Raw genomic sequence first — 25,490 nt, 5'->3', positions numbered from 1 at the left:
GACGTCGTGTTTCGAACCGACCGTGGTGCCGTGCCTCTATGGGCGTGGATACACAGCCTCACCCTGACATTTCTTTCAACAAGTCACGTGAAAGAGCCCGATTCTCTTTGCGCGCGACCGGTTGAACACCCCGATCGCCTCGGGTGTCGGCTTCAGCAGGACCTCGCAACCCTTTCTTTCGAAAAAGGCCTCAGCTTCCGGTGACAGGTGCACGTTGCCCATCTGACCCGAGCCGATGACGAGCTGGTCGCATCCCTTCTCGAAGACAAATTTGGCCTCGTCTTCCGAAAGCACGTGCGAGGTACCGTAGAGCTTCTTTGATAGCTTCTTTTTCCGCTTCACAATTTCGCCGGAAAGGCGAACGACCACATCGTGTTCATACGTTTTTCCGTCAATTGTAATCGCGCCAAATGTGGTGCTCTCAATCCTCATCGCTACCTCCCTATAGTCAGAGCCTGCTTAAACACGCAGCGGAGAGGCGCCTCGACGCCAGCATCATCCTCGCTGAAGAGCGAGCCAGTTACTTCCATCTCGGGATATAGGACCAACTCATGGTGATCCCCGCTGCTTTAGCGTTCGGCGCTGCTTGGCTTCAGGAGCAGCGCGGGCCTGCGAAATGCAAATGCTGGTAGCGCGAGCAAAGGAACGGCGCCGGAGTGCTGGCAAAATGCCTGCCGACGGTCGCTGCCCGTTGCGCCACAAAGATTTCGGCATATCCCGCTTCAAGGGCAACCGTCGATATTGTACAATTTTTGCTGCCCGTTTGAAGGCGCCTCGTTGTCCTCGATGGCCCTGTGAGGTCTTCAGCGTGTCGAGGGTAACGCCATCGGCGGCGGAGTTCCACTTGAGGAACTTGCTCGGCATGGCCCGCGAGAGCGGTCGTAACGGGTGGGCAGTTGCTGCAACTGGCTGGGCGTGCGCGGGTGCGCCGCCCATTTCGCCCATGCGCAACGCCGATGTGATCCGCGGCCAACGGCCGGAACATCAGTTAGGGCAAAGCATTCCAATTGCGTGCCCATGAAGGTTGCCAATGCGAGCAGAAAACCTTGAGCCCCTGCGTAAACACATGCTCGCCGTCATCGCCGCCAGCGTCTTTGACCTGCGCGACGCAATCGGCAAGAATGCGCTAGACGAACGCGTCATGACTGCCATGGGCAAGGTGCCGCGGCATGAGTTTGTGCCAATCGAACTTCAGCCCTACGCGTATCACAATATTCCACTTCCAATCGGCTTCGCAAAGACGATCTCGCAGCCGTTTGTCGTCGCCTTAATGACCGATCTGCTCGACATCAAGGCCGACGACAGCGTTCTCGAAATCGGCACCGGTCTTGGCTATCAGGCCGCTATCCTCGCGCAGCTGGCGCGCAAAGTATACTCCGTTGAAATCATCGAAGAGCTTGGCCAAGCGGCGAAACAACGACTCCGACGGCAGGGCTGCAGCAATGTCGAACTCAAAATTGCCAATGGCTATCACGGTTGGTCAGCGCACGCCCCATTTGACAAGGTGATTGTGACGGCCGCTCCCGATCTCATTCCTCCTCCGCTGATCCACCAATTGAAAGCGGGTGGGAAAATGGTGATACCGGCCGGCCTGCCCAATACGCAGCAGCTCATTCTGGCCGAGAAGCTTGCCAACGGCAGAATGACGATGAAAGAGATTCTGGCGGTCCGGTTCTCTCAACTCGAGGGGACCGGATCCGGCTCATAATGAGGCCGGTGGCGCATCCGGAACGGAGCATGGCCACAATGATCCGGAGCGGCAACGCCTCCAGCCTCACGACCCGCACGTCGTGCGCCGTCCACCAAGCGCCGGCATAACAGCTGCAATGAGGCTCCACTGTCGAGTACCGCTCGCGCAGGCGAGCTGCTTATACCACCGTCATCTCGCGCCTCAGATCGGGAGCGAAGATGGCCTTCGGGATCAGGGCGTGAACGCCGCGCACGATATCCACCACCTGTCACGCGGAAGCTCACGGCGATGCTGCATAGGGCGTAGGCGTCCAGCTCGCTGATCTTCGCCCGCGTCGCCAGAAACTTGATCGCATTGCGCGCGGCAAGCGTCATCGCCGCGTTCAGGTCCTTGTCGAGCCCGATGACGATCTAAGGTGTGTCGGTCTCCGCCACCGGCCAGGCCAGGTTCTTCTGCTGGTGGAGGATGACTTGGATGCGCAGCTCTTTCAGCCGCGTCTTCGGCTCTGAAAATGATCGGATGAAAGAATGATGCCGCGTTGGGACAGTGTGACTGTCGCATTACATCGCTTGCGCCAATAAAAGTTTAAGCATTGAATCAGCGATGATACGCCACTACCGCAGGTAGTTTTTTCGAGTATGCCCGCGCTCTCGCAGCGATGAAGAGAGCAAGTCCGGGCGTAGGGCGTGTGATGGATTCATGCGCGGCTGAACAGGAGAGGTCGCCTAGTCGGTCCATCTAACTGATTGGGAGTGGTCAACGCGCACCTCATGCGCGCACCGATCAGCACTGGCTAACAAACGGGAGGAGAACAATGAGCACTTGGCTTAGTGAGCGAGAACAGCGTCTCGTCACGGGCGCGGAGGCGGCATCGGCTGCGACGCCTATACCGACACAGATTGTTTCCAACGGCGAGTATCTCCCGCCCCCGCAGAGCGCCACGCAGAAGAAGGTCGAGGCGCGGATCAACGAGCTCGCCGACGTGAACGGCAAGCACCTCGGCTTGAGCCGCAGGCAGTTCCTGCACACGAGCTGCGGCATGGCGGCGGCGTTCCTCGCCATGAACGACATCTACGGCAATGTTTTCCAGGTCACGCCCGCCGAGGCCCGCGAGCCCGAGCTCATGCTGGCGCGCGCGCAAAGCCTCGCCGACCAGTTCATCTTCGATGTCCAGACCCATTTCGTGCGCGACGATTTCAATCACGCGGAGCTGTTGGACCTCGGCAAGTTCGCGAGCGAGCACTGGAACCCGAAGATGAAGGAGGAGGGCGTTTCCTCGCTCGCCCGCTACAAGTTCGAGAATTACGTGAAAGAGATCTACTACGACAGTGACACCAACATGGCGCTCCTGAGCGGCGCGCCGTTCGACGACCCGAGCTGGTGGCTCCTGTCCAACGAGCAGATCGTCAAGGCGCGCGAGCTGATCAACGACCTCGCCGGCTCCCGGCGTCTGCTGGCACACTCCGTCATCACCCCCAAGCAACCCGGCTGGATGGACGAGGTCGACAAGGCGATCGAGGTCTATAAGCCGGATTCCTGGAAGTCCTACACGATCGGCGACCCGCTGGCGCCCTCGAAGTTTCCATGGCGGCTCGACGACGAACAGGTGATGTATCCGTTCTACGAGAAAGCGGTGAAGGCGGGCATCAACACGCTCTGTATCCACAAGGGGCTGCTGCCGCCCGATTACGAGAAGTCGTTCGCCGGCGTGTGGGAATACGCAACGGCGTGGGACATCGGAAAGGCCGCCAAGGATTGGCCGCAGATGAACTTCGTGATCTATCACTCGGCGCTGCGGCCATTCCTCGAATTGCCGGACAAGGCGTGGGCGGAGTTCGAGCAGACCGGTCGCATCCAGTGGGCCTCGGATCTCGCGGAAATCCCGCAGAAGTTCGGCGTCACCAATGTCTATGCCGAGCTCGGTACGTCGTTTGCCAACTCGGCAGTGGCGCATCCCAAGTTCTGCGCCGCGCTGGTGGGCACGCTGATCAAGGGGATGGGCGTTGACCACGTCATGTGGGGCACCGACTCGGTCTGGTACGGCTCACCGCAGTGGCAGATCGAGGCGCTCCGCCGGCTCGAAATCCCGGAGGATATGCAGAAGAAGTACGGCTTTGCCGCGCTCGGCGACGCCAACAGCGCTACCAAGCAGCTGATCTTCGCGGGCAACGCAACCAGGTTCTACAAGATCAAGTTGAAGGCGGCTGAGAACACCAGGATGCCGGCCTTTTCCGAGGACCGCCTCGCGGCGCTCAAGAACGAGTACATACAAGCCGCGACGCAGCCATCGAACCTGCGCTACGGCTACGTTCGCGCCAGCTAAGTGAACGGCGCCAGCGGCGCGGGCAAGCTCCGCTGGCGCAATGGACGCGCGGCTGCCGCAAATCCGACTTCGGAATGGTCCGGCCGTGCTCCGGCCCCGCCAGTGCGAGAAGCTGGCAAGGGGCGCTCAGGTCAAGGAGCACGCCATGTCTCGGAACCTCAACACAGCGGTCGCCGTGATCGGCATCGATATCGGCAAGAACTCGTTCCACCTCGTAGGTCATGATCACCGCGGTGCCATCGTGCTGCGGCAGAAGTGGTCACGCAGCCAGGTGGAAAGACGGCTCGCCAACTTCCCGCCCTGCTTGATCGGGATGGAGGCTTGCGTCGGCGCGCATCACCTCAGTCGCAAGCTCCAAATGCTCGGCCACGACGCTCGCTTGATGCCGGCGAAAGACGTGCGCCCGTATTCGAAAGGACAGAAGAATGACTTCCGAGATGCGGAAGCCATCGCCGAGGCTGTCCAACGCCCGACCATGAAATTCGTCGCAACCAAGACAGCCGATCAGCTCGACCTTCAGGCGCTGCACCGCGTCCGCGATCGATTGGTCAGTCAGCGTACCGGCGTCATCAATCAGATCCGTGCGTTTCTGCTGGAGCGGGGCATCGCCGTACGCCAAGGCCTGCATTCCCTGCGATCCGAGTTGCCGGGTATCCTCGCGACGCGCACCGATGTGCTCTCGCCTCGCATGTTACGCATCATCGAGGATCTGGCGGGCGACTGGCGCCGGCTGGATGCGCGTATCGAGGGGCTGTCTAGCGAGATCGAAACGCTGGCTCGTCAAGATAAGGCTTGCGAGCGACTGATGACAGTGCCCGGCATTGGACCGCTTATCTCGAGTGCAATGGTCGCCGCGATTGGCAGTGGAGACGTGTTCTCGAAAGGCCGCGACTTCGGCGCCTGGCTTGGACTGGTGCCGAAGCAGATATCGACCGGCGACCGCACGATCCTGGGCAAGATATCAAGGCGCGGCAATCGCTACCTACGCGCGCTGTTCGTCCAAGCCGCATGGGTAGTGCTGGTCAGGGTGAAGTGCTGGGAGCGCTACGGCCTCAAATCTTGGATCGAAGCTGCCAAGAAGCGATTGCATCACAACGTGCTGGCGATTGCGCTCGCCAACAAGCTCGCCCGGATCGCCTGGGCGGTTCTCAACAAAGGACGTGCCTTCGAGTGCGTCAAGGCTGAGGAGACGGCGTCCTGACCTGGCCGATCCTCGCGCCGTGCTCGGGGCCGTCAAGGCGCAGCCTGGCAGCGTAGAGCAAGACGTCAGGACAGCACGACGGCCGGCCTTGACGGCCCCTTGCGCGCGGCGCGTCTGCGCGCGCAGGCCGGGACGAAGGAACGACCGCCAGGCACGAACAAAGGAACAGCGCGAAGTGAGGAGCTATCGAGATGATGTAACCAACATCCCTTACCCGCCGAGGTCTGCGAGAGGATGCGACGACGATGGAAGATCGGTCTTCCCGGCGCATGCGAACACTGGTGACCCGAATGGCCCGTTCGAGGCCTGTCCGCTAATCAGCTCGAATGCGTGCTGATATCCATGATGGCCCGGAGCACAGCACGCTCCAATCAGAGGCCGGATACATTGATGCAAGACCGCATCTGACAGGTTGCCGAAACCTCTTGCAACGCGCGGCCGGACCATACATTAGGGTCAATCGCGTCGCTTTTGGCCCGCTTGCCGCATGTCTGCTGATCCCCCTGACAGCGGCGGAATGGCTGATATTCCCAACCGCTGCTTGGACCAACTGGCGACATGGGTCGAAGCCCTTGCGCCCAAGCGTCACAGGCTTATGTGAGGAGCGGCGAGCACTCGCTCATTGCGACTGCCAATCCAGCAATAATCACAAAAGCCAAGGAGGATCGCATGAAATTCCGTCCGCTTCACGACCGCGTCGTGGTCAAGCGCATCGAGGCCGAAGAGAAGACTGCTGGCGGCATCATCATTCCCGACACTGCCAAGGAAAAGCCCTCCCAGGGCGAAGTCATCGCCGTTGGTCCCGGCGGCCGCGACGAGAGCGGCAAGCTGATTCCGATCGATATCCAGGTCGGCGACCGCGTGCTGTTCGGCAAGTGGTCGGGCACTGAGGTCAAGATCGACGGCCAGGAGCTGTTGATCATGAAGGAAAGCGACATCATGGGCGTTCTTACCGACGTCGCCGGCTCCAAGAAGGCGGCCTAACGCTGACCGCCGCAAACGCTCACCCCTGAGGAGGGCCTGCCGCTGCTGCCTCGCAGGTGAGAGACGAATTTCAATTCAGGGAGGACAAATATGTCAGCTAAAGAAGTCAAATTAGGCGTCGATGCCCGCGACCGCATGCTGCGCGGTGTCGACATCCTCGCCAATGCCGTGAAGGTCACGCTCGGCCCGAAGGGCCGCAACGTCGTCCTCGACAAGTCGTTCGGCGCGCCCCGCATCACCAAGGACGGCGTTGCCGTCGCCAAGGAGATCGAGCTCGAGGACAAGTTCGAGAACATGGGCGCGCAGATGGTGCGGGAAGTGGCGTCGAAGGCGGCGGATGCCGCCGGCGACGGCACCACCACCGCGACCGTGCTGGCCGCCGCGATCGTCCGTGAAGGCGCCAAATCGGTTGCCGCCGGCATGAACCCGATGGATCTGAAGCGCGGTATCGATCTCGCCGTCGACGCCGTAGTCGCGGATCTGGAAAAGAACTCCAAGAAGGTCACCTCGAACGAGGAGATCGCCCAGGTCGGCACCATCTCGGCCAATGGCGACGCCGAAATCGGCAAGTTCCTCGCCGACGCCATGAAGAAGGTCGGCAACGAGGGCGTCATCACGGTTGAAGAGGCCAAGTCACTCGAGACCGAGCTCGACGTCGTCGAGGGCATGCAGTTCGACCGCGGCTATATCTCGCCCTACTTCGTCACCAACGCCGACAAGATGCGCGCTGAGATGGAAGACGCCTACATCCTGATCAACGAGAAGAAGCTCTCCTCGCTGAACGAGCTGCTGCCGCTGCTCGAGGCCGTGGTGCAGACCGGCAAGCCGCTGGTCATCGTCGCTGAGGACGTCGAAGGCGAAGCGCTCGCCACCCTCGTCGTCAACCGCCTGCGTGGCGGCCTGAAGGTCGCGGCCGTCAAGGCTCCGGGCTTCGGCGATCGCCGCAAGGCCATGCTGCAGGACATCGCGATCCTGACCGGCGGCCAGGCCATCTCGGAAGACCTCGGCATCAAGCTCGAGAACGTCACGCTGCAGATGCTCGGCCGCGCCAAGAAGGTGATGATCGACAAGGAGAACACCACGATCGTCAACGGCGCCGGCAAGAAGGCCGACATCGACGCCCGCATTGCCCAGATCAAGGCGCAGATCGAGGAGACCACCTCGGACTACGACCGTGAGAAGCTGCAGGAGCGTCTCGCCAAGCTCGCGGGCGGCGTCGCGGTGATCCGCGTCGGCGGCGCGACCGAGGTCGAGGTGAAGGAGCGCAAGGATCGCGTTGATGACGCGATGCACGCGACCCGTGCGGCGGTCGAGGAAGGCATCGTTCCGGGCGGCGGCGTCGCCCTGCTTCGTGCCTCCGAGCATCTCAAGGGTCTGCGCACCAGGAACGACGACCAGAAGACCGGCGTCGAGATCGTGCGCAAGGCGCTGTCGGCTCCCGCTCGCCAGATCGCGATCAACGCCGGTGAAGACGGCTCGGTGATCGTCGGCAAGATCCTGGAGAACAAGACCTACAATTACGGCTTCGACTCCCAGACCGGCGACTACGCCGACCTCGTCAAGAAGGGCATCATCGACCCGACCAAGGTCGTGCGCACCGCGATCCAGAACGCTGCCTCGGTTGCAGCGCTGCTGATCACCACGGAAGCGATGGTCGCCGAGCTGCCGAAGAAGGCCGCCGGCGGCCCCGCAATGCCTCCGGGCGGCGGCATGGGCGGCATGGACTTCTGAGTCCAACCATTCAGCGCTCAAGAGAAAAAAGGCCCAGCAGCAATGCCGGGCCTTTCCGCATTAGCTACCGGTCCAACTCGACGGCAACAGCTGGATGGAGGTGATCGATGGTGGCCTCTCGACGAGATAGGGCCCGCAGGTCTTTTAGTATCGACATATAGTCCGCCACGATTTGATCGTGGTGCCGATGGTTGCGTGGTCGCTGGGCTTTGCCGAAAATCTCTAAGCGGGCCTGTCTCCCTAGGGGGATGATGTTTTCATAGTTTGTGCGCGCTGGTCAGCGGGAGAAATTGCCTACCTTCAGCCAGTGGTCTCCGCTCGTATCGACCTTGAGCTTAAGCTTTTTGCGCAGGCGCCCCGCGAGATCTTTGCGGCTGGTTGGATCGTCGGTGAGGCGAGGGATGTGCATCCCTGCGATGTCACTGATATTTCGAACGGTATCCAACCTGCTCGAATTCAGGATGTCGCAAGTCGCTGCGTCGCGCCAATGTGATCAAAATTTGGGTTATTGAAATCAATCGGTGGCGCCCCTGGAACATCGTAGGATTGGAGCGTGGTCGGGTCTATTAGATCGTCCCAACCGTATATTGCGTGGATGACCTCATGAATTACGGCATCTTGAAGTACATCAGACTGTATCTTCCCGTTGCTCCCCATGAATTGGGTGCGTGTGGTTTGATCGATATTAAACCCGACTATTCCCTTGGAAGTGAACGCTCCAGACCCGCCGGTTGTGGCGAAAAACCACAATTCTTGCGCTGCGGAAATCTCATCAAGGACCCCCCGCGCAGATGGCGAATTTTCATAAAGGTCCGCGAGCGCATCTACTATTTGCTTCTTTACGTCCGCGTCTTTGAACTCCCCGAACCCGTCGGTCGGTTCGCCATTTATCGTAGCTGGAGTACCATCCGGTCCAAAAAACTTGATATGCGCGACTATGTCTGCCCAGGGTGGCAACGTCGACGAAGACATGTCTCCAGGCTCATTCGACAAAAAGTAGGTCAACGACGGATCAGGCTCGCCCAACTGAGCTAACACTGTCGAGTAGGGGTTTCCGATCCGAGGAGGAATGCCAACCGCATTGAACGCCGGAGCAGTTGCGTCTAGCGGGTGCGCCAGCGGTCCTGCTTCAACATTGCTAATCGCGCCAGGATAAGCTAGCAGCCATAAGATTCCGATTGCGAGAGCCCGAGTCGCAATCGCAAGCTCCCCGGAGTTTCCACGGCACGACCCAAGCACTCTTTGCGCTCCAGTTGAAATCAGATTTCGTGCCAAGGGCGTTCCGACCGTTGCCAGCAGCTTGGCACTTGATCGCTACATGCACGATTTCCCTGGTCATCTTTTATGCCTCGAGGGTCGCACGCCCCAGTAGAGCGATTAGATCTGAATATTTCTGTTTCGGAGCGCGATGTTCAAAGTGCGACACTTCGCGTTGCCACTCGTTGCATCGTGTCGGCAGGAAGGCTCGCGCGACGCACACCCGATCGGTCCGGCGACATCGCGACAAAATATTCTCCCTTAATCGGCCGTTCTTTGCAGCGATCATCAATGGAGTCATGCCTGTAGAGTCTGGCAGATCAATATTTGTTCCTGCCAGGTAGAGCATATTAAGAATCTCGACTGACTGATCAGCTGCTTTGTGGACAGCATTTTGCGCGTAGCCGAGATCGACCAGATTTGGATCGGCGCCGAATTGGAGAAGTAGTCGCAGGCACTCAACGTCTCCGACCAAGGCCGCCCAGTGTATGGGAGCGCTCCCGTCGCAGATGTAGTTCAGCTCCATGCCCGTTTGGAGTAGCCGGTGTACGACCTCTCGTTTCTTTTCTATTATCGCACCAACAAGGTCATCCATAAATCACTCCTGCTTCACGGAACCACAATCACGCCACCTCTTAGCCAAACTGGAGGAATGGGCGTATAGGGGCCCGACGGCCCAGCCGCTCCTCCCGAACTGGAAAGATCATCGAGAGGCGCCGGGTCGTCGAGAGTCACTGGCGGAGCGACAGGACGGTTTGCAGCTTCATCGATGTTCTTCGGTATCCGCGGGCATCCTGGTTCATCGGGATCATCAAAGTTACGGCATTTCCGATTGTACTCGTTGCGGCGCCGGGCAAAATACGTCCCCTATCTCTTCCGTAAATCATCGATATCACATGCGCGAAATTCCGCACAGCGACGCGTTAGCTTACGGCTGCGGAGCAAAGTACGTCCCCATGACGCTCTAGTCATGGCTCGCGGATGCTCTCGTCGAGGCCGCGAAGGAGCGGGTAGAGGAAATACGAGATGACGCTGCGCTCGCCCGCCTTGATTTCCGCGGTGACCGCCATCCCAGGGATCAGGCGAAAATGGTCCGGTACGTTGCGCAACTCGCTTGAGGTGAGCTTCACGCGAGCCTTGTAGTGGGGCCGTGCTTCTCCGTCTTTCTTGGGATCCGGATTAAACGCGTCCTCGGAGAGCGTTCTGACCCGGCCCTCCAGCGTACCGTGCTTCTGAAACGGCCACGCTTCCAGTTTCACGCGCGTGAGAGACGCCGCTTTGACGTGTCCCACGTCGCGTCCCTCGACCAGAACCTCGGCCTCGAGCGGCGAATTCAGGGGAACGAGCGTGTAGAGCGGCTCCGCCTCCTTCATAACGGACCCCACCGAGCGTTGCGCCACATCGAGCACGATGGCATCCGCCGGCGCTTCCAGTACGGTGACCTCGGTCCGTCGCGCCGCCTTCTCGAGCTGCTTGGCCGCGGCATCGCGGTCGCGGCGGGCCTGAACGAGGTCTTCGCCCAGCTGCTGGCGGAACTCGGCCGCATAGGCGGCCTTATCGGCATGGAGGCGATTGAGCGTCTGTTGAAGCTCCAGACGCTCGTTGGCCGCCAGCTGCATGTCCCGCTCGATCTGCATGCGCTGGGCCTCGGCATCGAGATAAGCGATCTTGGTACCGACCTCCTTTTTGAACAGCTCGCGTCGCATGTTCTCAAGCTCGCGCGCGATCGCGAGTCGAGGCGTCAGGGCATCATGGTCGGCGGTCTTGGTGGTAATCTTCGCCTCGGTCTCGCTGATCTGCTTATCGAAGGACTCAAGCTTGGCCCTGTACTTCCCGGCGCGCTGCGTCCAGATGGCAAACTGCAGGCGCGCCTCGTCGTCGACGAGCTCCGGTGCGTACGGCTGGTCGGCGATTTCGGCATTCAGCCGGGCGATCTGCGCGTCGAGGCTCGCCATCTTGCCGCGGAGCTGGGCTGCATCAGCCATGCTGAAGGTGGGGTCGAGAGTGGCCAGATGATCGCCCTTTTGCACGATGTCGCCGACCTTGGCATCGAGGCTGCGGACGACAGAGGTCTCAAGCGGTTGCACGACGATGGTGGCCGCGGTCGTGACGAGCTTGCCTTGGGCGACCACGATCCGGTCGACTTTCGCGACCGATGCCCACGCGATTGCGCAGCCGATCAGGGCGACGAGCACATACAGCACGGCCCGTTCGCTCGCGGGCGGCCGCCGCTCGTCGATTTGGCGGGCGTCGCTTTGGAATTCGCGGGCGGTCGGCAGTAGTTTGTTCATGCGGCGAGATGGCGATGTTGCTGGTTCCAAAGGTGACGGTAGGTCGTGCAGCGGGACATGAGTTCGGCATGCGAACCCTGATCGACGAGCCGGCCGCGATCGACGACGACGATCTTGTCCGCAGTAACCAGTGAAGACAGCCGATGCGATACAATGATGACGGTGCGCCCCTTTGCGATCTCGGCAAGGTTCGCCTGTAAAATTGCTTCGCTCTCGGGATCGAGGGCCGACGTTGCCTCGTCAAGGATGAGAATCCTCGGCTGACGGAGCAGCGCGCGGGCGATCGCGATGCGCTGCTGCTGTCCGCCGGAGAGATTGGTGCCGCCTTCCTCCAGGAGCGTGTCATACCCCTGGGCGAGATTCCTGACGAACTCGTCGGCGCCGGAGGCGGTGGCGGCGGCGATGATCTCTTCGAGGGTGGCGTCGGGCTTGGTCGACCCGATGTTTTCACGGACCGTGCCCCGGAAAAGGAAGCACTGCTGCAGCACGACGCCGACCTGGCTGCGCAGATGTGGCAGATCGATCTCGCGGACGTCGTGGCCGTCGATCCGCACCGACCCGAGCTGGAGCGGGTACATGGCGCGGATGAGCCGGGTCAGGGTGGTCTTTCCCAGCCGCTGCGACCGACGATCCCGAAGACCTCGCCTGACCGAATGGTCAGCGAGACGTCGTCGAGGGCCGGTGGCGCGCTCTCGGTATAGCGGAAGGTGACGTGATCGAACTCGACCTGTCCGGCGATCGGCGCCCGAAGCCCGCGGACACTCGAACTCCGTTCCGGCCGCCGGTTCATGATCTCGCCGAGCATGCGCACCGACAGGCCTGCCTCTTGATACGAATGCACCAGCGAGACGATCTGCCCAAGCGGTCCGGTCACCCGGCCGGACAGCATGTTGAACGCGATCAGCGCGCCCACGGTGATATGGCCGTCGAACACGAGTTGGGCGCCGAACCCGATGACTGCAACCGTCAGCAGCTTTTCGAGAAGCCCGATGACCGCTTGCGCTCCCGTGGAGATCCGGCCGACCCGGAAATGCGACTGCGCGGCCTGGGCGCAGCGGGTGTCCCACTCGCGACGCCGCAACGGCTCGGTCGCGAGCGCCTTCACGGTTTCCATGCCGTGGATGGTCTCGACGAGATAGGCCTGGCGTTGTCCCTCCGCCTCGTACAAGGCGCGCAGTCGGCGGCGATAGATCGGCACGAGGCCGGCGATGACGCCGGCCGTGAAGGCCGAGAAGCCGAGCACAAGCGTCGCCAGCGCCTTGCTGTACATGAACAGGAGCGGGACGATAACCAGCAGCGAGGTCGCATCGAGCAGCGTTAGCAGAAGTCGCCCGGTCAGAAATTCGCGAATCTTCTCGACCTGTTGCATGTGCTTGGTAATGACGCCGGCCGAGACCCGCTCGAAGAAATCGATGGAGAGCGAAAGCAGGCGCTCGAAGGTGCGGGTCGACGTCCGGACATCGATGCGCGCCGACGTATAAACCAGCAGGGAGCGGCGAAGGTAGTTGAACGCGGCGTCGAAGACGACGGCGAGACTGACGCCGGCCGCCAAGACGTAGAGCGTCGTGTAGGCCTGGTGGACCAGAACTTTGTCGATGGTGATCTGGATGAAGATCGGCAATGCGAGCGCCAGAACCTGGAGCATGATCGCCGCGATCACGATGTCGCGGAAGCTCCCGGCGTTCCGCAGTATCTCCGGGAGGAACCAGGCGAAGCCGAAGGGGCGTGTCTCATCGGCGAAGGCGTAATTGCGGCGGAGCAGCAGGGCCTCGCCCTTCCAGTTTCGACAGAACATCTCTTTGTCGAAAGGGATCACCTCCGGCTGTTTGGACGTCGGATCGACGATGCCAAGCTTTTCGTCCCGCATGCCGACGGCGATCACGCGCTTGCCGTCGGCGAGGCGAACGATGATGGGGTAGGCTTCGCCGAGACGACCCAAATCCCGCCATTTGAGCTTGAGTGCTTTTGCCCGAAAGCCGATGTTTCGGGCAATGGAAGGCAGCAGGCGTTCGATCGGGTCGTTCTCGGCGAGGGCGAAGTCGTGCTTGAGGCGATCGACGGACATATCGACGCCATGATATCGGGCGACCGCGACCAAGCACTCGAGCGCCGAGTCCATCACGCCCGCCCCGTTATCCCTGATGCAAAGCCAAAAACGCCCTTTGCTCTTCCGCTGCCAGTGAACTGGGTAAGAGTCCCGTTGTGCCGCCGCTCACGAATGGAGCACCCACGAAGCGCTCGGTAAGGGCTGCAATGTCGGGGATTGGGCCACCCCTGTGCATAAGAGAACCTACGCTGGTGCCGCTCAAATGATTTGGTGCGCCGGTGGCGTCATGGCCGCCGAACTGAGACATTAGATCGGAGAGAGTGCGGGCAATGGCGGGTCGTCCAGACGCGCCGGATGCAGGCGGGTCCGTCACGGTGATGGTTTTCGCCGCCGAGGTTCCCATCTCGCCGCCCGTTTGATGCGTCAACATGTCTGAATGATGCGTCGGCGTTGACGCCCCAATGAGCGGTATGCTCTCGATTGCGCCGAACAGGCCATGCGTCTCGCCGTCGATGCCGTCGGTGAAGTAGAGGGTGTTCGGGCTGCCGTTGTTGGTGCCGCCGTCCCCGAAAGTCAGGGCCCAGAGACCGCCCGGCGTGTGTCCCGAACCAGGGGAGATCGGGATGGTGCCTTCGAACTGGTGGGTCTGGAGATCGAAAGCGTTGATTTCACTGTGTTGGAAGCTGAAATTGCCCACCAGAAGGTCGCCGCTGAACTGGCCGAAATCGTTCGGAGCGATAGCGACGCCCCACGGAGCGGCGAGAGGGGTGTGAGGCCCGCCAAGCAGCACTCCATGCGGCTCGAGTTTGCCGCTCTCGCTGAAAATGGCCACCGCCCCGTCGCCTAGGCCGGCCGTTGTCTGCGCCGCACGACCGGAAGGCGCATAGGTCACATACACTTCGCCGCCGATCTCCGTCGCATTGAAGGGGACGAGCCCCCGGGCCGCGATCTGGCCCGGGGTCTGAAACACATGATCGCCTAGGTCTACCGGGGCGAAACTACTGTCGAAGACGTCGATGGTCCCGGCGCTGGTGTTGGCAGCGTAGAGCATCGTATGAGCCTCGTTGACTGCCAATCCGGTATAGACGGCGCCCGGCGTCGTCACTTCCACCTCCGCTTTTGTCAGGCCCGGGTGCCAGGCGGAGATCGTCCCGTTGAGATCGGCGAAGATGAAGCGGGCGCTCATGTCGTCGTTCAGGTGGAAAGACGAGGCGTTCGTATTGGAAACCTGTCCCGTGGGGCCCTGGGGTCCGGTCTCGGTGGTCGGGATGCTCACTGTGAGAACCGGGCCAGAGACGTTGGTGCTGTCGGTCACCGGGTAGACAGTGGCCACGTTTGAGCCTTGGTCCGAGATCCAGAAGGGGGTGCCGGGGCTGCCGGGGACAAACGAAACGCCCCAAGGGTTATTCAAATTCGGGTCGAACACCGTGGCGAGTGTGGCGATGTCCGAGACCAGATTGGTCTGAACATAGGTGGCCGCATCGGCGGCGTCGGCGGAGGTCAGGTCAGATTGGAACAGCGCTGAATGGTTAGACATGACTGTTTCCTCCATGAGGCTTGAACGAAACTGAGAGGGTCGAGCAGCTGTCTTTCACGCTTTGCCCTTCTGGTGGCAATCGGCCACCCTGCGCGCTTCGATTATTTCCCTGGTCGCTATTCCTCCAATCCGCCCCTCATTGATCTCCGTGTAATCGCTATCGCTTTTTATATCGATGGTGGTTTTGATCGGCGCACCGCCTCCGCAGACCTTCTGGAACTCGTAATTGTCGTCTCTCTTACGAAGATCCCTGATCTTGCAGAGCCCCAGCGCGGTTTCCGCCTGAAGCGCTCTAGTCGGGTTGACACAACGGGTGATTTGCCGGGCGTACAGCAATCCGCTGGTCAGCACCCGATCCGTCGCCTTACCGTCGGTCTCAAGCATCCGCTCGAATTTCCACAACCCTGCACGAACGGCCGGGTGGTCATCGGCCGAGCTTGCGGACTTGGCTGCAAGCAGTGCGCAAACTGCACCGGTTGCCAGTACGGCCGAGCGAAGGATCAGGGCAGGCTTGTCTTCCTGGGAAACTATTCGGTGCATCGCACTGCTCCCAAGAAAAGTAAATGCACACCATCATTGACCAAGCGGGGCGTACTGGAGCGGTCTCTGAGGCTGGCGGTTCTGATTGAGGGGCGGTCCGCCGATAACCGGCACAGCACCAGAGCGCTCGTTGGTCAGGGGCATCCCAGCTGCGACGAGCGGCACGAGAAATTGTACTCGATGCCGCCACCGCCAACGCTGGGTCTAATGGGGTACTCCCTAGCATTACAGTTGTAATTTTTGCTTGAGATGCGCTTTGCGCGCGTTGGCTTGATGAGCCCTGCGCCAGGATGACCATGCGAGGATGTGGGCATGCGGGATGCGCCGCTGGGCGAGCTTCATGGCGATGCGGCGGATTTCCTGGATCGACCAGCGGATCAAGAACGATGCTTCGGTCGGGGCCGCGGTCGCGTTTTTTTAAGCAATGCTCCGGTGTTGGCCCGATGACGGATGACGGCCATCGTGGCGAAGGCAAGCATGACCAGTGAGACATGGCGATGCCAGCCATGCCAGGAGCGGGTTTCGTTGTGATCAAGACCGAGCTCGTTCTTGGCGGTTTCGAAGCTGTCTTCGATGGCCCAGCGATGGCCTTCCACGGATACCAGCTTCTGCATGGACGTGCCCTTGGGGCACCATGTGGAGAAGAAGGCTAAGCTGTTGTCGGCAATATTGCGGCGGATCAGAAGACCTCGGGTCCATTCCCCGGCAAGGTCGTCGTTGTATTCGCCGGCGTCGAGATCGGCCAGCTCAAGATAGGCCCAGTCGTGCCAGCGCGGACCTTTGGTTCCTTCGCCGGACGGCAGGCGGCGCCAGGCCTTCTTGGGAAGGCTCTGCGCGATCGTAGAGGCAGTGCCGGCGACAGGCTGCTGCTTGCCCCAGGAATAGAACACGTGATTGGAAGCAACCCCCAGAACATAGCCTTTGCCCGCCTTGCGCAGCAGGGTTTCGATCGCTCCCGTGCCATACACGCTGTCCGCTGCTACGAACGAGAACGGCACCTTTGCGGCGATCGCGCGAGCGATCATTTGATGCGCGATCCGGGGCTTCGTCGCAAAGCTCACATCGCTCGGGACATGTGCGGCCTTCAGGCGAGCGGGTTCGTCCGTCCATTCCTTTGGCAGGTAGAGCGCCCGATCGATGAAGGCATGGCCATGCCGCGACACATAGGAGGCAAACACTCCGATCTGGCAATTGGTGATCTTGCCCGCCGAGCCAGTGTACTGGCGCGCGACCCCACACGAGGCCTTGCCCTGTTTCAAAAAGCCGGTCTCATCGATGACCAGAACCGCGTCCTCGTCACCCAGCGTTTCCAGCGCGTACTCACGTACAATATCGCGCAGCGCGTCGGCATCCCACTGCCCCCGACCCAGAATCGCCTGCTGGCGCCACGGGCCTGGATCGCCAGCCGCTTCCGCCCGCATCCAACCCGTCTTGCGCGGCTCGTTGCCCAACAGTCCGTCGAGAAATTGCCCCGCCGAGGCCGCGACCCGCTCTTGCGTAAACAGCGGACGGATGCGTTGCTTGGCATCTCGCAACGACGAAGCCCACAGCGTCAGCGTATCCTCAACCGACGCGCCACCAATCATCAGATCCCGAATCATGGTCGCCCATAGATTCAGAACCTTCAGGAAGATGCAACTGTAATGCTAGGTGCCCATGCGTTTGGAACCTGTTTTTTGGCGGCCGCATACTTGTGCCCCGCAGCTGCTTGCCCGCGCCGACGAGGTGAACTGCTCGACGAACTCCTGCGTGAGCCGCTTCCGCGTACTTTCGTGTCGTTCGGCGTTCTCGCGGATTCCGGACCGGCCCTCGCGACCGTCGTCGTGAAACGTCCCGCCGTCGTCAGGGGACGCGACCCGCTGACCGCGGGCTTCCGTCCCTCGATCGTGCCGGAGCACGTCGCGCGAAGCCGCTTCTTCGGCGGCGAGCAGTGCGACCGTCACTCGATCGAGCGGGTCGACCCGGCCTGGATCCACGGCCGCGACCGGGACGCGCGCGTGCCTCGGCTGCGAGGCTGTGTCGTCGCCCTGCTCGGCTGCGGATCGGTCGGCGCACCCGTCGCGCATGCGCTCGCCCGGTCCGGCGTCGGAAAGCTGATCCTTGTCGACAAGCAGATGCTGAAAAGCGCGAACGTCGGCAGACACACCCTGGGCGTGGAATCCATCGACGACCGTAGGGGTCGAACGCGGCACCGCATGCCGGTTCGTACCGGCGCGGATCCTGCGTCCACCGCGCGGCGACCAGATGAGGGGTGCCGTAGGCGTCGAGGCCGGCGCGCAGGCTGTCGCCGGGAGCCGAGATCGCGATCGCATGGCCGGCCGCCGCGTAGGGCTCGGTCCAACCGTAGACGATGGGCACGCGGCGTCCCTGGGCAGCGTGCCATTCGTCGAGTAGGGACTCAGCGGGCCAATCGCCCAGCGCCGACACGATCAGGTCTACCCCGGCGAGAGGGTCGTCGTCGCGCAGCAGCAGTTCTTGCACCTCCGCGACATGGTGGACGACGTCGACGTGAGGCAGAGCGGCCCGGATCTGCTTCGCGAGTGCCGGAGCCTTCGGATCGACGGCGCCGTTGCGCTCGGCCAGCGCGTAGACGTCGCCGGCGGAAGACGGATACTCCACGGGCGTCGGCACGCGATCGAGCCATATGAACGCGCCGGCCCGCGGCTTGATTTTGGAGGAGGCCACTTTCGGCGCCGCATTCCGAAACCAGGCGCGAAGTTCCTCGTCGTTCTCGGCGATGATGGTCTGGTTCACGCCCTCCCAGACCCGTACGCTGCGCGAGGGCGGGCCCGGATCGAGCAACGACAGCACAGTGCCACCGCCGCCGCGCTGCGCGTGATTCCAATAAGTCAGGAATTCGGTGCGGAAATCGCCTTCAAGCTTGCCGGCGATCGCGTCTTCCACCATGGCGAACGCTTCCTTCAGCAGTGCAGCGACGCCGTCGTAGGGTTCGTCAACCGACATGGTGGTCGTGTCGGGAAAGAGGCATAGGACGCCGTCCTTCTCGACGTGGGGCCATGTCAGGAAATGCGGCCTGTCGACGAGGGCGATGCGGGCCGGCACAAACGGAAAGCCGTCGGTGACGATCACGTCGAGCCGGCGGAGGCCGCCCGGAAAATCGGCGGCGAAGCGCCAGCCTTTCACGGCGCCGCGTCCCGGATAGGCCGCGAGTTCTCTCCGATCCAGTCTGCGCGGATGTAGGCCGAGCTCCTCCCACCAGGCCTCGACCGCGGCGACGGCCGCGTCGAAGCGCGCGACGAGAGGATGGCTCGCGTCAGGCATTCCGGCGGTCTCCCTCGATGCGGGGCGGAGCGCGTCGCGCTTCGGCTTCGTTGCGGACGAGACCGGAGGTGAGCACTGCCGGTGCGCCGAGACGGGCGGCGGACCGTTTTTTCACCCGGTCGGCGACGCCGCGACCCACCGACTTGGCGAGGGTCTCGGTGATGAGTTGCTTGTTCGAAAGTTCGGCGGCGTAGGCGAAGTCGTGCCGGGCCTGCTCGAGCCACTCGAAGAAGGCCGCTGCCCGCTCCGGATGTTTGCGCCACTTGTCGGCGAAGTTTTCGCTGGGGTCGCTCGGATTGGCGACCACGAAATGGCCGTCGAGAGTCCGGCCGATGAACCGCTGCATGCCGTTGAGGATCGAGAACAGCGCGTCCGAGATCTTGTCCTCGCCGTTGTAGGCGTGGGCGGCGAGCGTGGTGAGGATGATCGAGATCGGCCGCTCGTCGGACCGGGCTACGAACATGATGTCGCGGTGACGCTTGAGGATCATGACGGCAGACTGCAACGGTGTGCGCACCGCGTAGACCGGGATCGGCTCGGTGCCGGCGCGGATGCCTTTGCGGATCAGTTCGCGCTTCCGCAGCTCGAAGATCACCTCCACTCGACCCACGAACCATTTGAGGTATCCGCGCGGATTCGACCGCGGCCAGTCCGCGGAGAGGATCCGGTAGGCGTGATGGTCGATGTCGGTGATCGCGATCGCAGTGTCGGCGAACCTGTCGTCGAACCCCTGCGCCTTGAGAAGCATTCGCTGTTCGGCGCCGTTCAGCAGGCCCGGCGTCACGTCCATGTGGAACTGTGCCCCGTCGGCGTAGTCGAGACGCCAGCATCGCCGATGCTCGGCGACCGGGTTGTTCATGTTGTGCTCCCGGGCGTACGCGGCCATCTCGAACCCGAGCATGTGCTTGAGTTTCTGCTGCGTCGTCTCGGACTTGGTCAGTTTCCGGAATTCGCAAACGGCATCGACGTCGTAGTCCTCGGCGTCGCTGACGGGCGGGACGACCGTGCCGAGACCGAACGACCCCTGGACGTGCACCTGGGGGTCGAACTGGCGGATTGTCGAGTTGGGCCTGTTCAGGAAATCGCCCAGCGACTTGTAGCTGCCTGCGGCCTTTTCGTAGGTGCTTTCGGGGATCGCGAGCGAGTCGGCCAGGTCTTCCAGCGTTTCTTCGGCCTGGGGCGTGACGGTCGGTTTGGCGAGGATGTTCATGAGGTTTCCTTGCTGTCAGCAGGCGTGTTCGAGCCGGAGGGCGAGGGCGAAGCCGCCCAGCTTCCAGTTCTGGTCGTAGATGGTGAGCGACGGATGGGCCTTCGGTTGCCATGACCGGCCCGCCTCGACCGCAATCGAGACCGGGACGGCGGGAAAGATATTCACGGCGACGTCCTCTCCATGGGCGAGCTTGATGTCGTCCAGCGTCTTGCGGAAGAGCTTGGCGAAGGCGGCGATGTCTTCGGGGCGGCGCACGATGTCGTTGTGCGCGCCGTCGGCCGCGATCGACCAGATCGCGGTGTCGGGCCCGAGCACGTTCGTGACGCGACCGTCGGCGACGGGCGCGCTGATCTCGAGCTTGAGCGCGACGGGCCCGCCGATCCGCGTCGGACGAATAGCTTCGTACCGGACCGGCGCCGACGCGGTGTCCCATTTCCACCCCTTCGGGTCGCGCAGCAGCTGCCGGACGTCGGCGGTCGGGATGTCGCTGATCAGGCGACCGAGTTCGAACAGCAGCGGGATCGGTGCCAGGCCGAATACGGCGAGGCGCTTGATCTCCTGGCGCTCCATGCGCCCCCGGACCTTCTCGTTGAAGACTGTTCGGAGGTTTTTGACGTGCGTGGGCCAGAAGTCAGGATCGTCGTCGCGGAGCTCGAGGGTGACGAGGTCGAGGTCGATCCAGCCGCCGTCGAGCGGGTAGCGGTCCGGGATCATGGACCACTTGACCGCGCCCTTTTCGACCGGCGACTCGTTGGCGCCGATCTTAGCGGCGTAGCGGATGACGTGGCTGCCGAGGTCCTCGTCGATGCCGCCCACGATGCGGATGCGCGTCTCATGTCGCGATTTCATCTCGCGGAGCACATCGACGGAATGCGCGTCGACCATTTCGCGATCGATGACGCGGTGATGCTCGTCGCAGACAAGCATCAGGTTGTCCGGATCGTGGGCGAGCTTGGGCGAAAGGATCGGATCGCCGCGCGGACCTTCCGGTGAATCTCCCACGACGTGTGCGATGTAGGAATTGTTGGCGTTGCGGGCACCGGAGATCTGCTCTCCGATCAGCAGCTTGTTGCAACCTGCGTACTGGCACCGACCCGCGGCCCGACCCCACACCACGTTCTGGACCTTGGGCGGGATGGCCTTGCGGGCCGGCTTCCTGTTCGTCGCCGCGGAGCCGCGCCGCCCGGTGCGGCGCGGCTCCGGCGGTTGGTTTTCCTCGATCTCTGCGACCTCGCTCATGACCTACATCCCGAAGCGATTCACGATTCGTTCGTTGCGCCATTTTCGCGGCGAGCCGAAGCGCGCCGCGAACCTGGTCTCGAAGGACGCGGCGCCTGCGGCGCCGGGTCCAGTAGCTTCACCGAACGAAGCGGACTTCGGTTCGGCATAACGGAGAGAGAGGGGTGCTATTTCGGCACGTCCGCCCCGACTCCGTCAGTCGGCATAATCAGGAGCACCCGGTTGTACTTCCGCACGTATCGCACTTCATGCACGTCCCGTTCCGCACCAGCGTGAAGTTGCCGCACTCCGAGCACATCTCGCCTTCGTAGCCCTTGGCTTTCGCTTCGGCGCGACGCTCGGCCTTGGACGGGGCGACGGCGGCGGCTGAGCCGGCCTTGCTCCAGTTCAGGGCCTCGAGCTTCTCGGTCGGCGAGAGGTCGTGGCTGGTTTCCTGCTTCAAGGCGACCGCGCCTTCGACGGTGTCGGAGGCGCCGCGGGGGGAGAGCGCGGTGACGCGGTTGCCGCCGGCGGGGGCGTTGTCGGCGTTCTGGCTCACCGCGGTCGAGCCGCCGCGCATGATCACGAGATTGTCGGTGCGCGAGCGGGTGAGGCCGCGCGACAGATACTTGGTGGCCTGCTGGGCGGGCGCCTCATCCGGCTCCTTGCCTTCCTCGACGCCCTTGCCGAGTGCGTCGAAGCCGGACTCGTTCGGATCGACATGGGCGAGGTCGAAGCGGCCCATGTAGCTCACCGCGAGCTCGCGGAAGACATAGTCGAGGATCGAGGTCGCGTACTTGATCGAGTCGTTGCCTTGCACCGGGCCCGCCGGCTCGAAGCGGGTGAAGGTGAAGGCGTCGACATATTCCTCCAGCGGCACGCCGTATTGCAGGCCGAGGGAGACCGCGATCGCGAAGTTGTTGATGAAGGAGCGCAGCGCCGCGCCTTCCTTGTGCATGTCGATGAAGATCTCGCCGAGACGGCCGTCGTCATACTCACCGGTGCGGAGATAGACCTTGTGGCCGCCGACCACAGCCTTCTGGGTGTAGCCCTTGCGGCGGTCCGGCATCTTCTCGCGCTCGCGCATCACGACGATGCGCTCGACCAGCTTCTCGACGATCTTCTCCGAGACCTGGGCGGCACGCGCCGCCATCGGCTTCTCGTAGAGCGCCTCCACCGCATCGTCCTCGTCGTCATCGTCGGCGATGAGCTGCGAGTTGAGCGGCTGTGACAGCTTGGAGCCGTCGCGGTAGAGCGCGTTGGCCTTCAGCGCGAGCTTCCACGACAAGAGGTAGGCGGACTTGCAGTCCTCCACCGTGGCGTCGTTCGGCATGTTGATGGTCTTGGAGATCGCGCCCGAGATGAACGGCTGGGAGGCCGCCATCATGCGGATGTGGCTCTCGACCGAGAGGTAGCGCTTGCCGATCTTGCCGCAGGGATTGGCGCAGTCGAACACCGCATAGTGCTCCGCCTTCAGATGCGGGGCGCCTTCCACCGTCATCGCGCCGCAGATGTGCACGTTGGCGGCCTCGATCTCGCGCCTGGTGAATCCAACCGCCGCGAGCAGGTCGAAGCCCGGCGCTGCGATGGCCTCGGCGTCAATGCCGAGGGTGTCGCGGATAAAGTCCTCGCCGAAGGTCCACTTGTTGAAGGCGAACTTGATGTCGAACGCGGTCGGCAGCGCCTTCTCGACCTTGGCAATGGCTTCGTCGGTGAAGCCCTTGGCCTTCAGCGTCGAGGCGTTGATGCCGGGCGCATTGGAGAGCGAGCCGTGGCCGACGGCGTAGGCCTCGATCTCCGCGATCTCGCTCTCGCGATAGCCGAGCGCGCGCAGCGCCTGCGGCACTGCCTGGTTGATGATCTTGAAGTAGCCGCCGCCGGCGAGCTTCTTGAACTTCACCAGCGCGAAGTCGGGCTCGATGCCGGTGGTGTCGCAATCCATCACCAGGCCGATGGTGCCGGTCGGCGCCACCACGGTGGTCTGGGCGTTGCGATAGCCGTGCTGCTCGCCGAGCGCGAGCGCGTCATCCCAGGCGTGCACGGCATGGGTGACGAGGTCTGCTTGCGGGCAGGAGGCATGATCGAGCGGCACCGGGTTGACCGAGAGCGCCTCGTAACCGGACGCGTTGCCATGCGCGGCGCGGCGGTGGTTGCGGATCACGCGCAGCATGTGCGCCGCGTTCTTCTTGTAGCCGGGGAAGGTGCCGAGCTCAGCCGCCATCTCGGCCGAGGTCTTGTAGGCGATACCGGTCATCACAGCGGTCAGCGCGCCGCACAGCGAGCGGCCTTCCTTGGAGTCGTAGGGCAGGCCCATGGTCATCAAGAGGCCGCCGATATTGGCGAAGCCGAGGCCGAGGGTACGGAATTCGTAGGACAGTTCGGCAATGGCCTTCGACGGGAATTGGGCCATCATGACGGAGATTTCCAGCACGATGGTCCAGAGCCGGCAGAGGTGCTCGTAGGACTCGACGTCGAAGCGCTTGGTGGTGGTGTTGTAGAACGTCAAGAGGTTGGCGGAGGCGAGGTTGCACGCCGTGTCGTCCAGGAACATGTATTCCGAGCACGGATTGGACGCGCGGATGTCGCCGGACGCCTTGCAGGTGTGCCAGTCGTTCATCGTGGTGTTGAAGTGGAGGCCCGGATCGGCGCTGGCCCAAGCGGCGTAGCCGATCTTGTCCCAGAGGTCGCGCGCCTTCAGCGTCTTCGTCACCTTCTTGGTGGTGCGTCCCACCAGATTCCACTCGCCGTCGGTCTCCACCGCGCGGAGGAAGTCGTCCTTCAGCGACACCGAATTGTTGGAGTTCTGGCCGGAGACGGTGAGATAGGCCTCCGAATCCCAGTCGGTGTCGTAGGTGTCGAACTGGATCTCCTTGTAGCCCTGCTTGGCGAACTGGATCACCCGCTTGATGTAGTTGTCGGGCACCAGGTTGCGGCGGGCGAGCTTGATCTCGCGGCGCAGGGCAGGGTTCTTCTCGGGATCGAAGCAGTCGTCGCCCGAACCTTCGCAGTTCACGCAGGCCTTCATCACGGCCTTGAGGTGCTTCTGGTTGATCTTGGAGCCGGTGACGAGGGCTGCGACCTTCTGCTCCTCCTTCACCTTCCAGTCGATATAGGTCTCGATGTCGGGGTGATCGACGTCGACCACGACCATCTTGGCCGCGCGGCGCGTGGTGCCGCCGGACTTGATCGCGCCGGCGGCGCGGTCGCCGATCTTGAGGAAGCTCATCAGGCCGCTCGAGCGGCCGCCGCCGGAGAGGCGCTCGCCTTCGCCGCGCAGGCGCGAGAAGTTGGAGCCGGTGCCGGAGCCGTATTTGAACAGGCGCGCCTCGCGCACCCAGAGGTCCATGATGCCGCCCTCGTTGACGAGGTCGTCCTCGATGCCCTGGATGAAGCAGGCATGCGGCTGCGGATGCTCGTAGGCCGACTTCGACTTGGTCAGCTTGCCGGTCTTCCAGTCGACGTAATAGTGGCCCTGGCCGGGGCCGTCGATGCCGTAGGCCCAGTGCAGGCCGGTGTTGAACCATTGCGGCGAGTTCGGCGCGACCATCTGCTTGGCGAGCTGGAAGCGGAGCTCGTCGAAGAAGGCCTGCGCATCGTCTTCCGAGGAGAAGTAGCCGCCCTTCCAGCCCCAATAGGTCCAGCAGCCGGCGAGGCGATCGAACACCTGCTTGGCGGAGGTCTCGCCGACATAGCGCTCCTGCTCGGGCAGCGCCGCCAGCGCCTCGGTGTCGGGCACCGAGCGCCACAGCCAGGACGGCACGGTCTCTTCCTCGACCTTCTTCAGGCGCGCGGCGACGCCGGCTTTGCGGAAATACTTCTGCGCCAACACGTCGGAGGCGACCTGCGACCAGAACTCCGGCACTTCGACGTTCTCGGCCCGGAACACGACCGAGCCGTCGGGATTGCGGATCTCCGATGTGGTCAGCCTGAAATTGATCCCGGCATAGGGTGTTTGTCCGCTGGTGGTGTTGCGCCGATCGATTCGCATTGGTCGAGCCCCGTCTCTTCTGCCGGCCCCACGTTTCTCGCGGGTTGCCGGTAATGTTATCTTTGAGCGAACTTCGGAACACGCACGAGCACGCCTCCCGTCATTCGCAGCTCAGCCGGTGGACCCGGCCTGTTCTCTCATCCGCGGGAAGCCGGTTTGGCACCGGTCCTGCGGCGGCACGTTCCGGGCGG

18 protein-coding genes and 2 pseudogenes are annotated in these 25,490 nt (G+C 62.6%); 7 read left to right on the top strand and 13 right to left on the bottom strand.

Going from position 1 to position 25,490, the window contains the following annotated elements:
- Window positions 1-75: 75 nt before the first annotated feature.
- Window positions 76-432 carry an MTH938/NDUFAF3 family protein gene (locus tag MTX19_RS21335; protein ID WP_280979169.1) on the bottom strand — a complete coding sequence of 119 codons (357 nt, stop codon included), beginning with the start codon at window positions 430-432 and terminating at the stop codon, window positions 76-78.
- A gap of 598 nt (window positions 433-1,030) precedes the next feature.
- Here MTX19_RS21335 and MTX19_RS21330 point away from each other — a divergent pair.
- The 5 genes from MTX19_RS21330 (at window position 1,031) to groL (ending at window position 7,929) form a co-directional block, all read left to right on the top strand.
- A complete protein-coding gene (locus MTX19_RS21330) occupies window positions 1,031-1,708 on the top strand; it encodes a protein-L-isoaspartate(D-aspartate) O-methyltransferase (protein ID WP_280979168.1) in 678 nt (225 codons plus the stop codon).
- A gap of 796 nt (window positions 1,709-2,504) precedes the next feature.
- On the top strand, window positions 2,505-4,013 hold the full coding sequence (locus tag MTX19_RS21325; protein WP_280979167.1) for an amidohydrolase family protein: 1,509 nt from the start codon (window positions 2,505-2,507) through the stop codon (window positions 4,011-4,013).
- 145 nt (window positions 4,014-4,158) lie between these two features.
- Window positions 4,159-5,214, top strand: a complete 1,056-nt coding sequence (locus MTX19_RS21320) for an IS110 family transposase (RefSeq protein ID WP_280979078.1) — start codon at window positions 4,159-4,161, stop codon at window positions 5,212-5,214.
- Window positions 5,215-5,883: 669 nt separating this feature from the next.
- Window positions 5,884-6,198, top strand: coding sequence for a co-chaperone GroES (gene groES / locus MTX19_RS21315; protein WP_280971840.1), 315 nt, complete (start codon window positions 5,884-5,886; stop codon window positions 6,196-6,198).
- Between the two features lie 90 nt (window positions 6,199-6,288).
- Entirely contained in the window at window positions 6,289-7,929 is a 1,641-nt protein-coding gene (groL, locus tag MTX19_RS21310; protein WP_280979165.1) for a chaperonin GroEL, read from the top strand.
- Window positions 7,930-8,385: 456 nt separating this feature from the next.
- On the opposite strand, the gene MTX19_RS21305 is transcribed toward groL, so the two are convergent.
- From MTX19_RS21305 to MTX19_RS21270, 8 genes and pseudogenes are all read right to left on the bottom strand, one after another.
- Window positions 8,386-8,901 carry a hypothetical protein gene (locus MTX19_RS21305; RefSeq protein ID WP_280985452.1) on the bottom strand — a complete coding sequence of 172 codons (516 nt, stop codon included), beginning with the start codon at window positions 8,899-8,901 and terminating at the stop codon, window positions 8,386-8,388.
- 370 nt (window positions 8,902-9,271) lie between these two features.
- Window positions 9,272-9,781 (bottom strand): ankyrin repeat domain-containing protein, encoded by a 510-nt coding sequence (locus MTX19_RS21300; protein ID WP_280979163.1) that lies wholly within the window; start codon window positions 9,779-9,781, stop codon window positions 9,272-9,274.
- A gap of 373 nt (window positions 9,782-10,154) precedes the next feature.
- A complete protein-coding gene (locus MTX19_RS21295; RefSeq protein ID WP_280979162.1) occupies window positions 10,155-11,477 on the bottom strand; it encodes an HlyD family type I secretion periplasmic adaptor subunit in 1,323 nt (440 codons plus the stop codon).
- Window positions 11,474-13,596 (bottom strand): annotated as a pseudogene (locus tag MTX19_RS21290) (peptidase domain-containing ABC transporter). Before MTX19_RS21290 ends, MTX19_RS21295 begins: the two are co-directional and overlap by 4 nt.
- A 13-nt stretch (window positions 13,597-13,609) precedes the next feature.
- Window positions 13,610-15,061 (bottom strand): TIGR03118 family protein, encoded by a 1,452-nt coding sequence (locus tag MTX19_RS21285; protein WP_280979161.1) that lies wholly within the window; start codon window positions 15,059-15,061, stop codon window positions 13,610-13,612.
- A 54-nt stretch (window positions 15,062-15,115) separates the two neighbouring features.
- Window positions 15,116-15,601 (bottom strand): DUF3617 family protein, encoded by a 486-nt coding sequence (locus MTX19_RS21280; protein WP_280979160.1) that lies wholly within the window; start codon window positions 15,599-15,601, stop codon window positions 15,116-15,118.
- A gap of 225 nt (window positions 15,602-15,826) precedes the next feature.
- Complete coding sequence (locus MTX19_RS21275) at window positions 15,827-15,982, bottom strand: hypothetical protein (protein WP_280978692.1); 156 nt, start codon at window positions 15,980-15,982, stop codon at window positions 15,827-15,829.
- A complete protein-coding gene (locus tag MTX19_RS21270; protein ID WP_280985451.1) occupies window positions 15,979-17,202 on the bottom strand; it encodes an IS701 family transposase in 1,224 nt (407 codons plus the stop codon). The genes MTX19_RS21275 and MTX19_RS21270 overlap by 4 nt, the downstream gene beginning before the upstream one ends.
- Window positions 17,203-17,244: 42 nt before the next feature.
- On the opposite strand from MTX19_RS21270, the gene MTX19_RS21265 reads away from it, so the two are divergent.
- Window positions 17,245-18,249, top strand: a complete 1,005-nt coding sequence (locus MTX19_RS21265) for a ThiF family adenylyltransferase (protein ID WP_280984849.1) — start codon at window positions 17,245-17,247, stop codon at window positions 18,247-18,249.
- A gap of 193 nt (window positions 18,250-18,442) precedes the next feature.
- Here the strand turns inward: MTX19_RS21265 and MTX19_RS21260 are convergent.
- The 3 genes and pseudogenes from MTX19_RS21260 to MTX19_RS21250 all read right to left on the bottom strand — a co-directional run.
- Window positions 18,443-18,883 (bottom strand): annotated as a pseudogene (locus MTX19_RS21260) (E2/UBC family protein); the annotation flags it as partial.
- Entirely contained in the window at window positions 18,876-20,093 is a 1,218-nt protein-coding gene (locus tag MTX19_RS21255) for a nucleotidyltransferase (protein WP_280979159.1), read from the bottom strand. The gene MTX19_RS21255 and the pseudogene MTX19_RS21260, both read right to left, overlap by 8 nt.
- 15 nt (window positions 20,094-20,108) lie before the next feature.
- The gene (locus MTX19_RS21250; protein ID WP_280979158.1) at window positions 20,109-21,332 is read right to left on the bottom strand and encodes an SAVED domain-containing protein; all 1,224 of its coding nucleotides are present in this window, start codon (window positions 21,330-21,332) and stop codon (window positions 20,109-20,111) included.
- Between MTX19_RS21250 and MTX19_RS21245 the strand changes: the two genes are divergently transcribed.
- On the top strand, window positions 21,331-21,483 hold the full coding sequence (locus tag MTX19_RS21245) for a hypothetical protein (protein ID WP_280979157.1): 153 nt from the start codon (window positions 21,331-21,333) through the stop codon (window positions 21,481-21,483). The genes MTX19_RS21250 and MTX19_RS21245 overlap by 2 nt on opposite strands.
- A 57-nt stretch (window positions 21,484-21,540) precedes the next feature.
- Here MTX19_RS21245 and MTX19_RS21240 read toward each other — a convergent pair whose 3' ends face one another.
- Entirely contained in the window at window positions 21,541-25,299 is a 3,759-nt protein-coding gene (locus MTX19_RS21240; protein WP_280979156.1) for a vitamin B12-dependent ribonucleotide reductase, read from the bottom strand.
- Window positions 25,300-25,490 lie beyond the last annotated feature (191 nt).

Source organism: Bradyrhizobium sp. ISRA464, assembly GCF_029910095.1.
Lineage (GTDB): Bacteria > Pseudomonadota > Alphaproteobacteria > Rhizobiales > Xanthobacteraceae > Bradyrhizobium.
This window is presented reverse-complemented; position numbering and strand designations above follow the sequence as displayed.

Excerpts from the sequence above, each read along its gene's own strand:
- MTX19_RS21335 (WP_280979169.1), bottom strand. The coding sequence starts at position 432 with ATGAGGATTGAGAGCACCACATTTGGCGCGATTACAATTGACGGAAAA.
- MTX19_RS21330 (WP_280979168.1), top strand. The coding sequence starts at position 1,031 with ATGCGAGCAGAAAACCTTGAGCCCCTGCGTAAACACATGCTCGCCGTC.
- MTX19_RS21325 (WP_280979167.1), top strand. The coding sequence starts at position 2,505 with ATGAGCACTTGGCTTAGTGAGCGAGAACAGCGTCTCGTCACGGGCGCG.
- MTX19_RS21320 (WP_280979078.1), top strand. The coding sequence starts at position 4,159 with ATGTCTCGGAACCTCAACACAGCGGTCGCCGTGATCGGCATCGATATC.
- groES (WP_280971840.1), top strand. The coding sequence starts at position 5,884 with ATGAAATTCCGTCCGCTTCACGACCGCGTCGTGGTCAAGCGCATCGAG.
- groL (WP_280979165.1), top strand. The coding sequence starts at position 6,289 with ATGTCAGCTAAAGAAGTCAAATTAGGCGTCGATGCCCGCGACCGCATG.
- MTX19_RS21305 (WP_280985452.1), bottom strand. The coding sequence starts at position 8,901 with ATGTCTTCGTCGACGTTGCCACCCTGGGCAGACATAGTCGCGCATATC.
- MTX19_RS21300 (WP_280979163.1), bottom strand. The coding sequence starts at position 9,781 with ATGGATGACCTTGTTGGTGCGATAATAGAAAAGAAACGAGAGGTCGTA.
- MTX19_RS21295 (WP_280979162.1), bottom strand. The coding sequence starts at position 11,477 with ATGAACAAACTACTGCCGACCGCCCGCGAATTCCAAAGCGACGCCCGC.
- MTX19_RS21285 (WP_280979161.1), bottom strand. The coding sequence starts at position 15,061 with ATGTCTAACCATTCAGCGCTGTTCCAATCTGACCTGACCTCCGCCGAC.
- MTX19_RS21280 (WP_280979160.1), bottom strand. The coding sequence starts at position 15,601 with ATGCACCGAATAGTTTCCCAGGAAGACAAGCCTGCCCTGATCCTTCGC.
- MTX19_RS21270 (WP_280985451.1), bottom strand. The coding sequence starts at position 17,202 with ATGATTCGGGATCTGATGATTGGTGGCGCGTCGGTTGAGGATACGCTG.
- MTX19_RS21265 (WP_280984849.1), top strand. The coding sequence starts at position 17,245 with ATGCTAGGTGCCCATGCGTTTGGAACCTGTTTTTTGGCGGCCGCATAC.
- MTX19_RS21255 (WP_280979159.1), bottom strand. The coding sequence starts at position 20,093 with ATGAACATCCTCGCCAAACCGACCGTCACGCCCCAGGCCGAAGAAACG.
- MTX19_RS21245 (WP_280979157.1), top strand. The coding sequence starts at position 21,331 with ATGACCTACATCCCGAAGCGATTCACGATTCGTTCGTTGCGCCATTTT.
- MTX19_RS21250 (WP_280979158.1), bottom strand. The coding sequence starts at position 21,332 with ATGAGCGAGGTCGCAGAGATCGAGGAAAACCAACCGCCGGAGCCGCGC.
- MTX19_RS21240 (WP_280979156.1), bottom strand. The coding sequence starts at position 25,299 with ATGCGAATCGATCGGCGCAACACCACCAGCGGACAAACACCCTATGCC.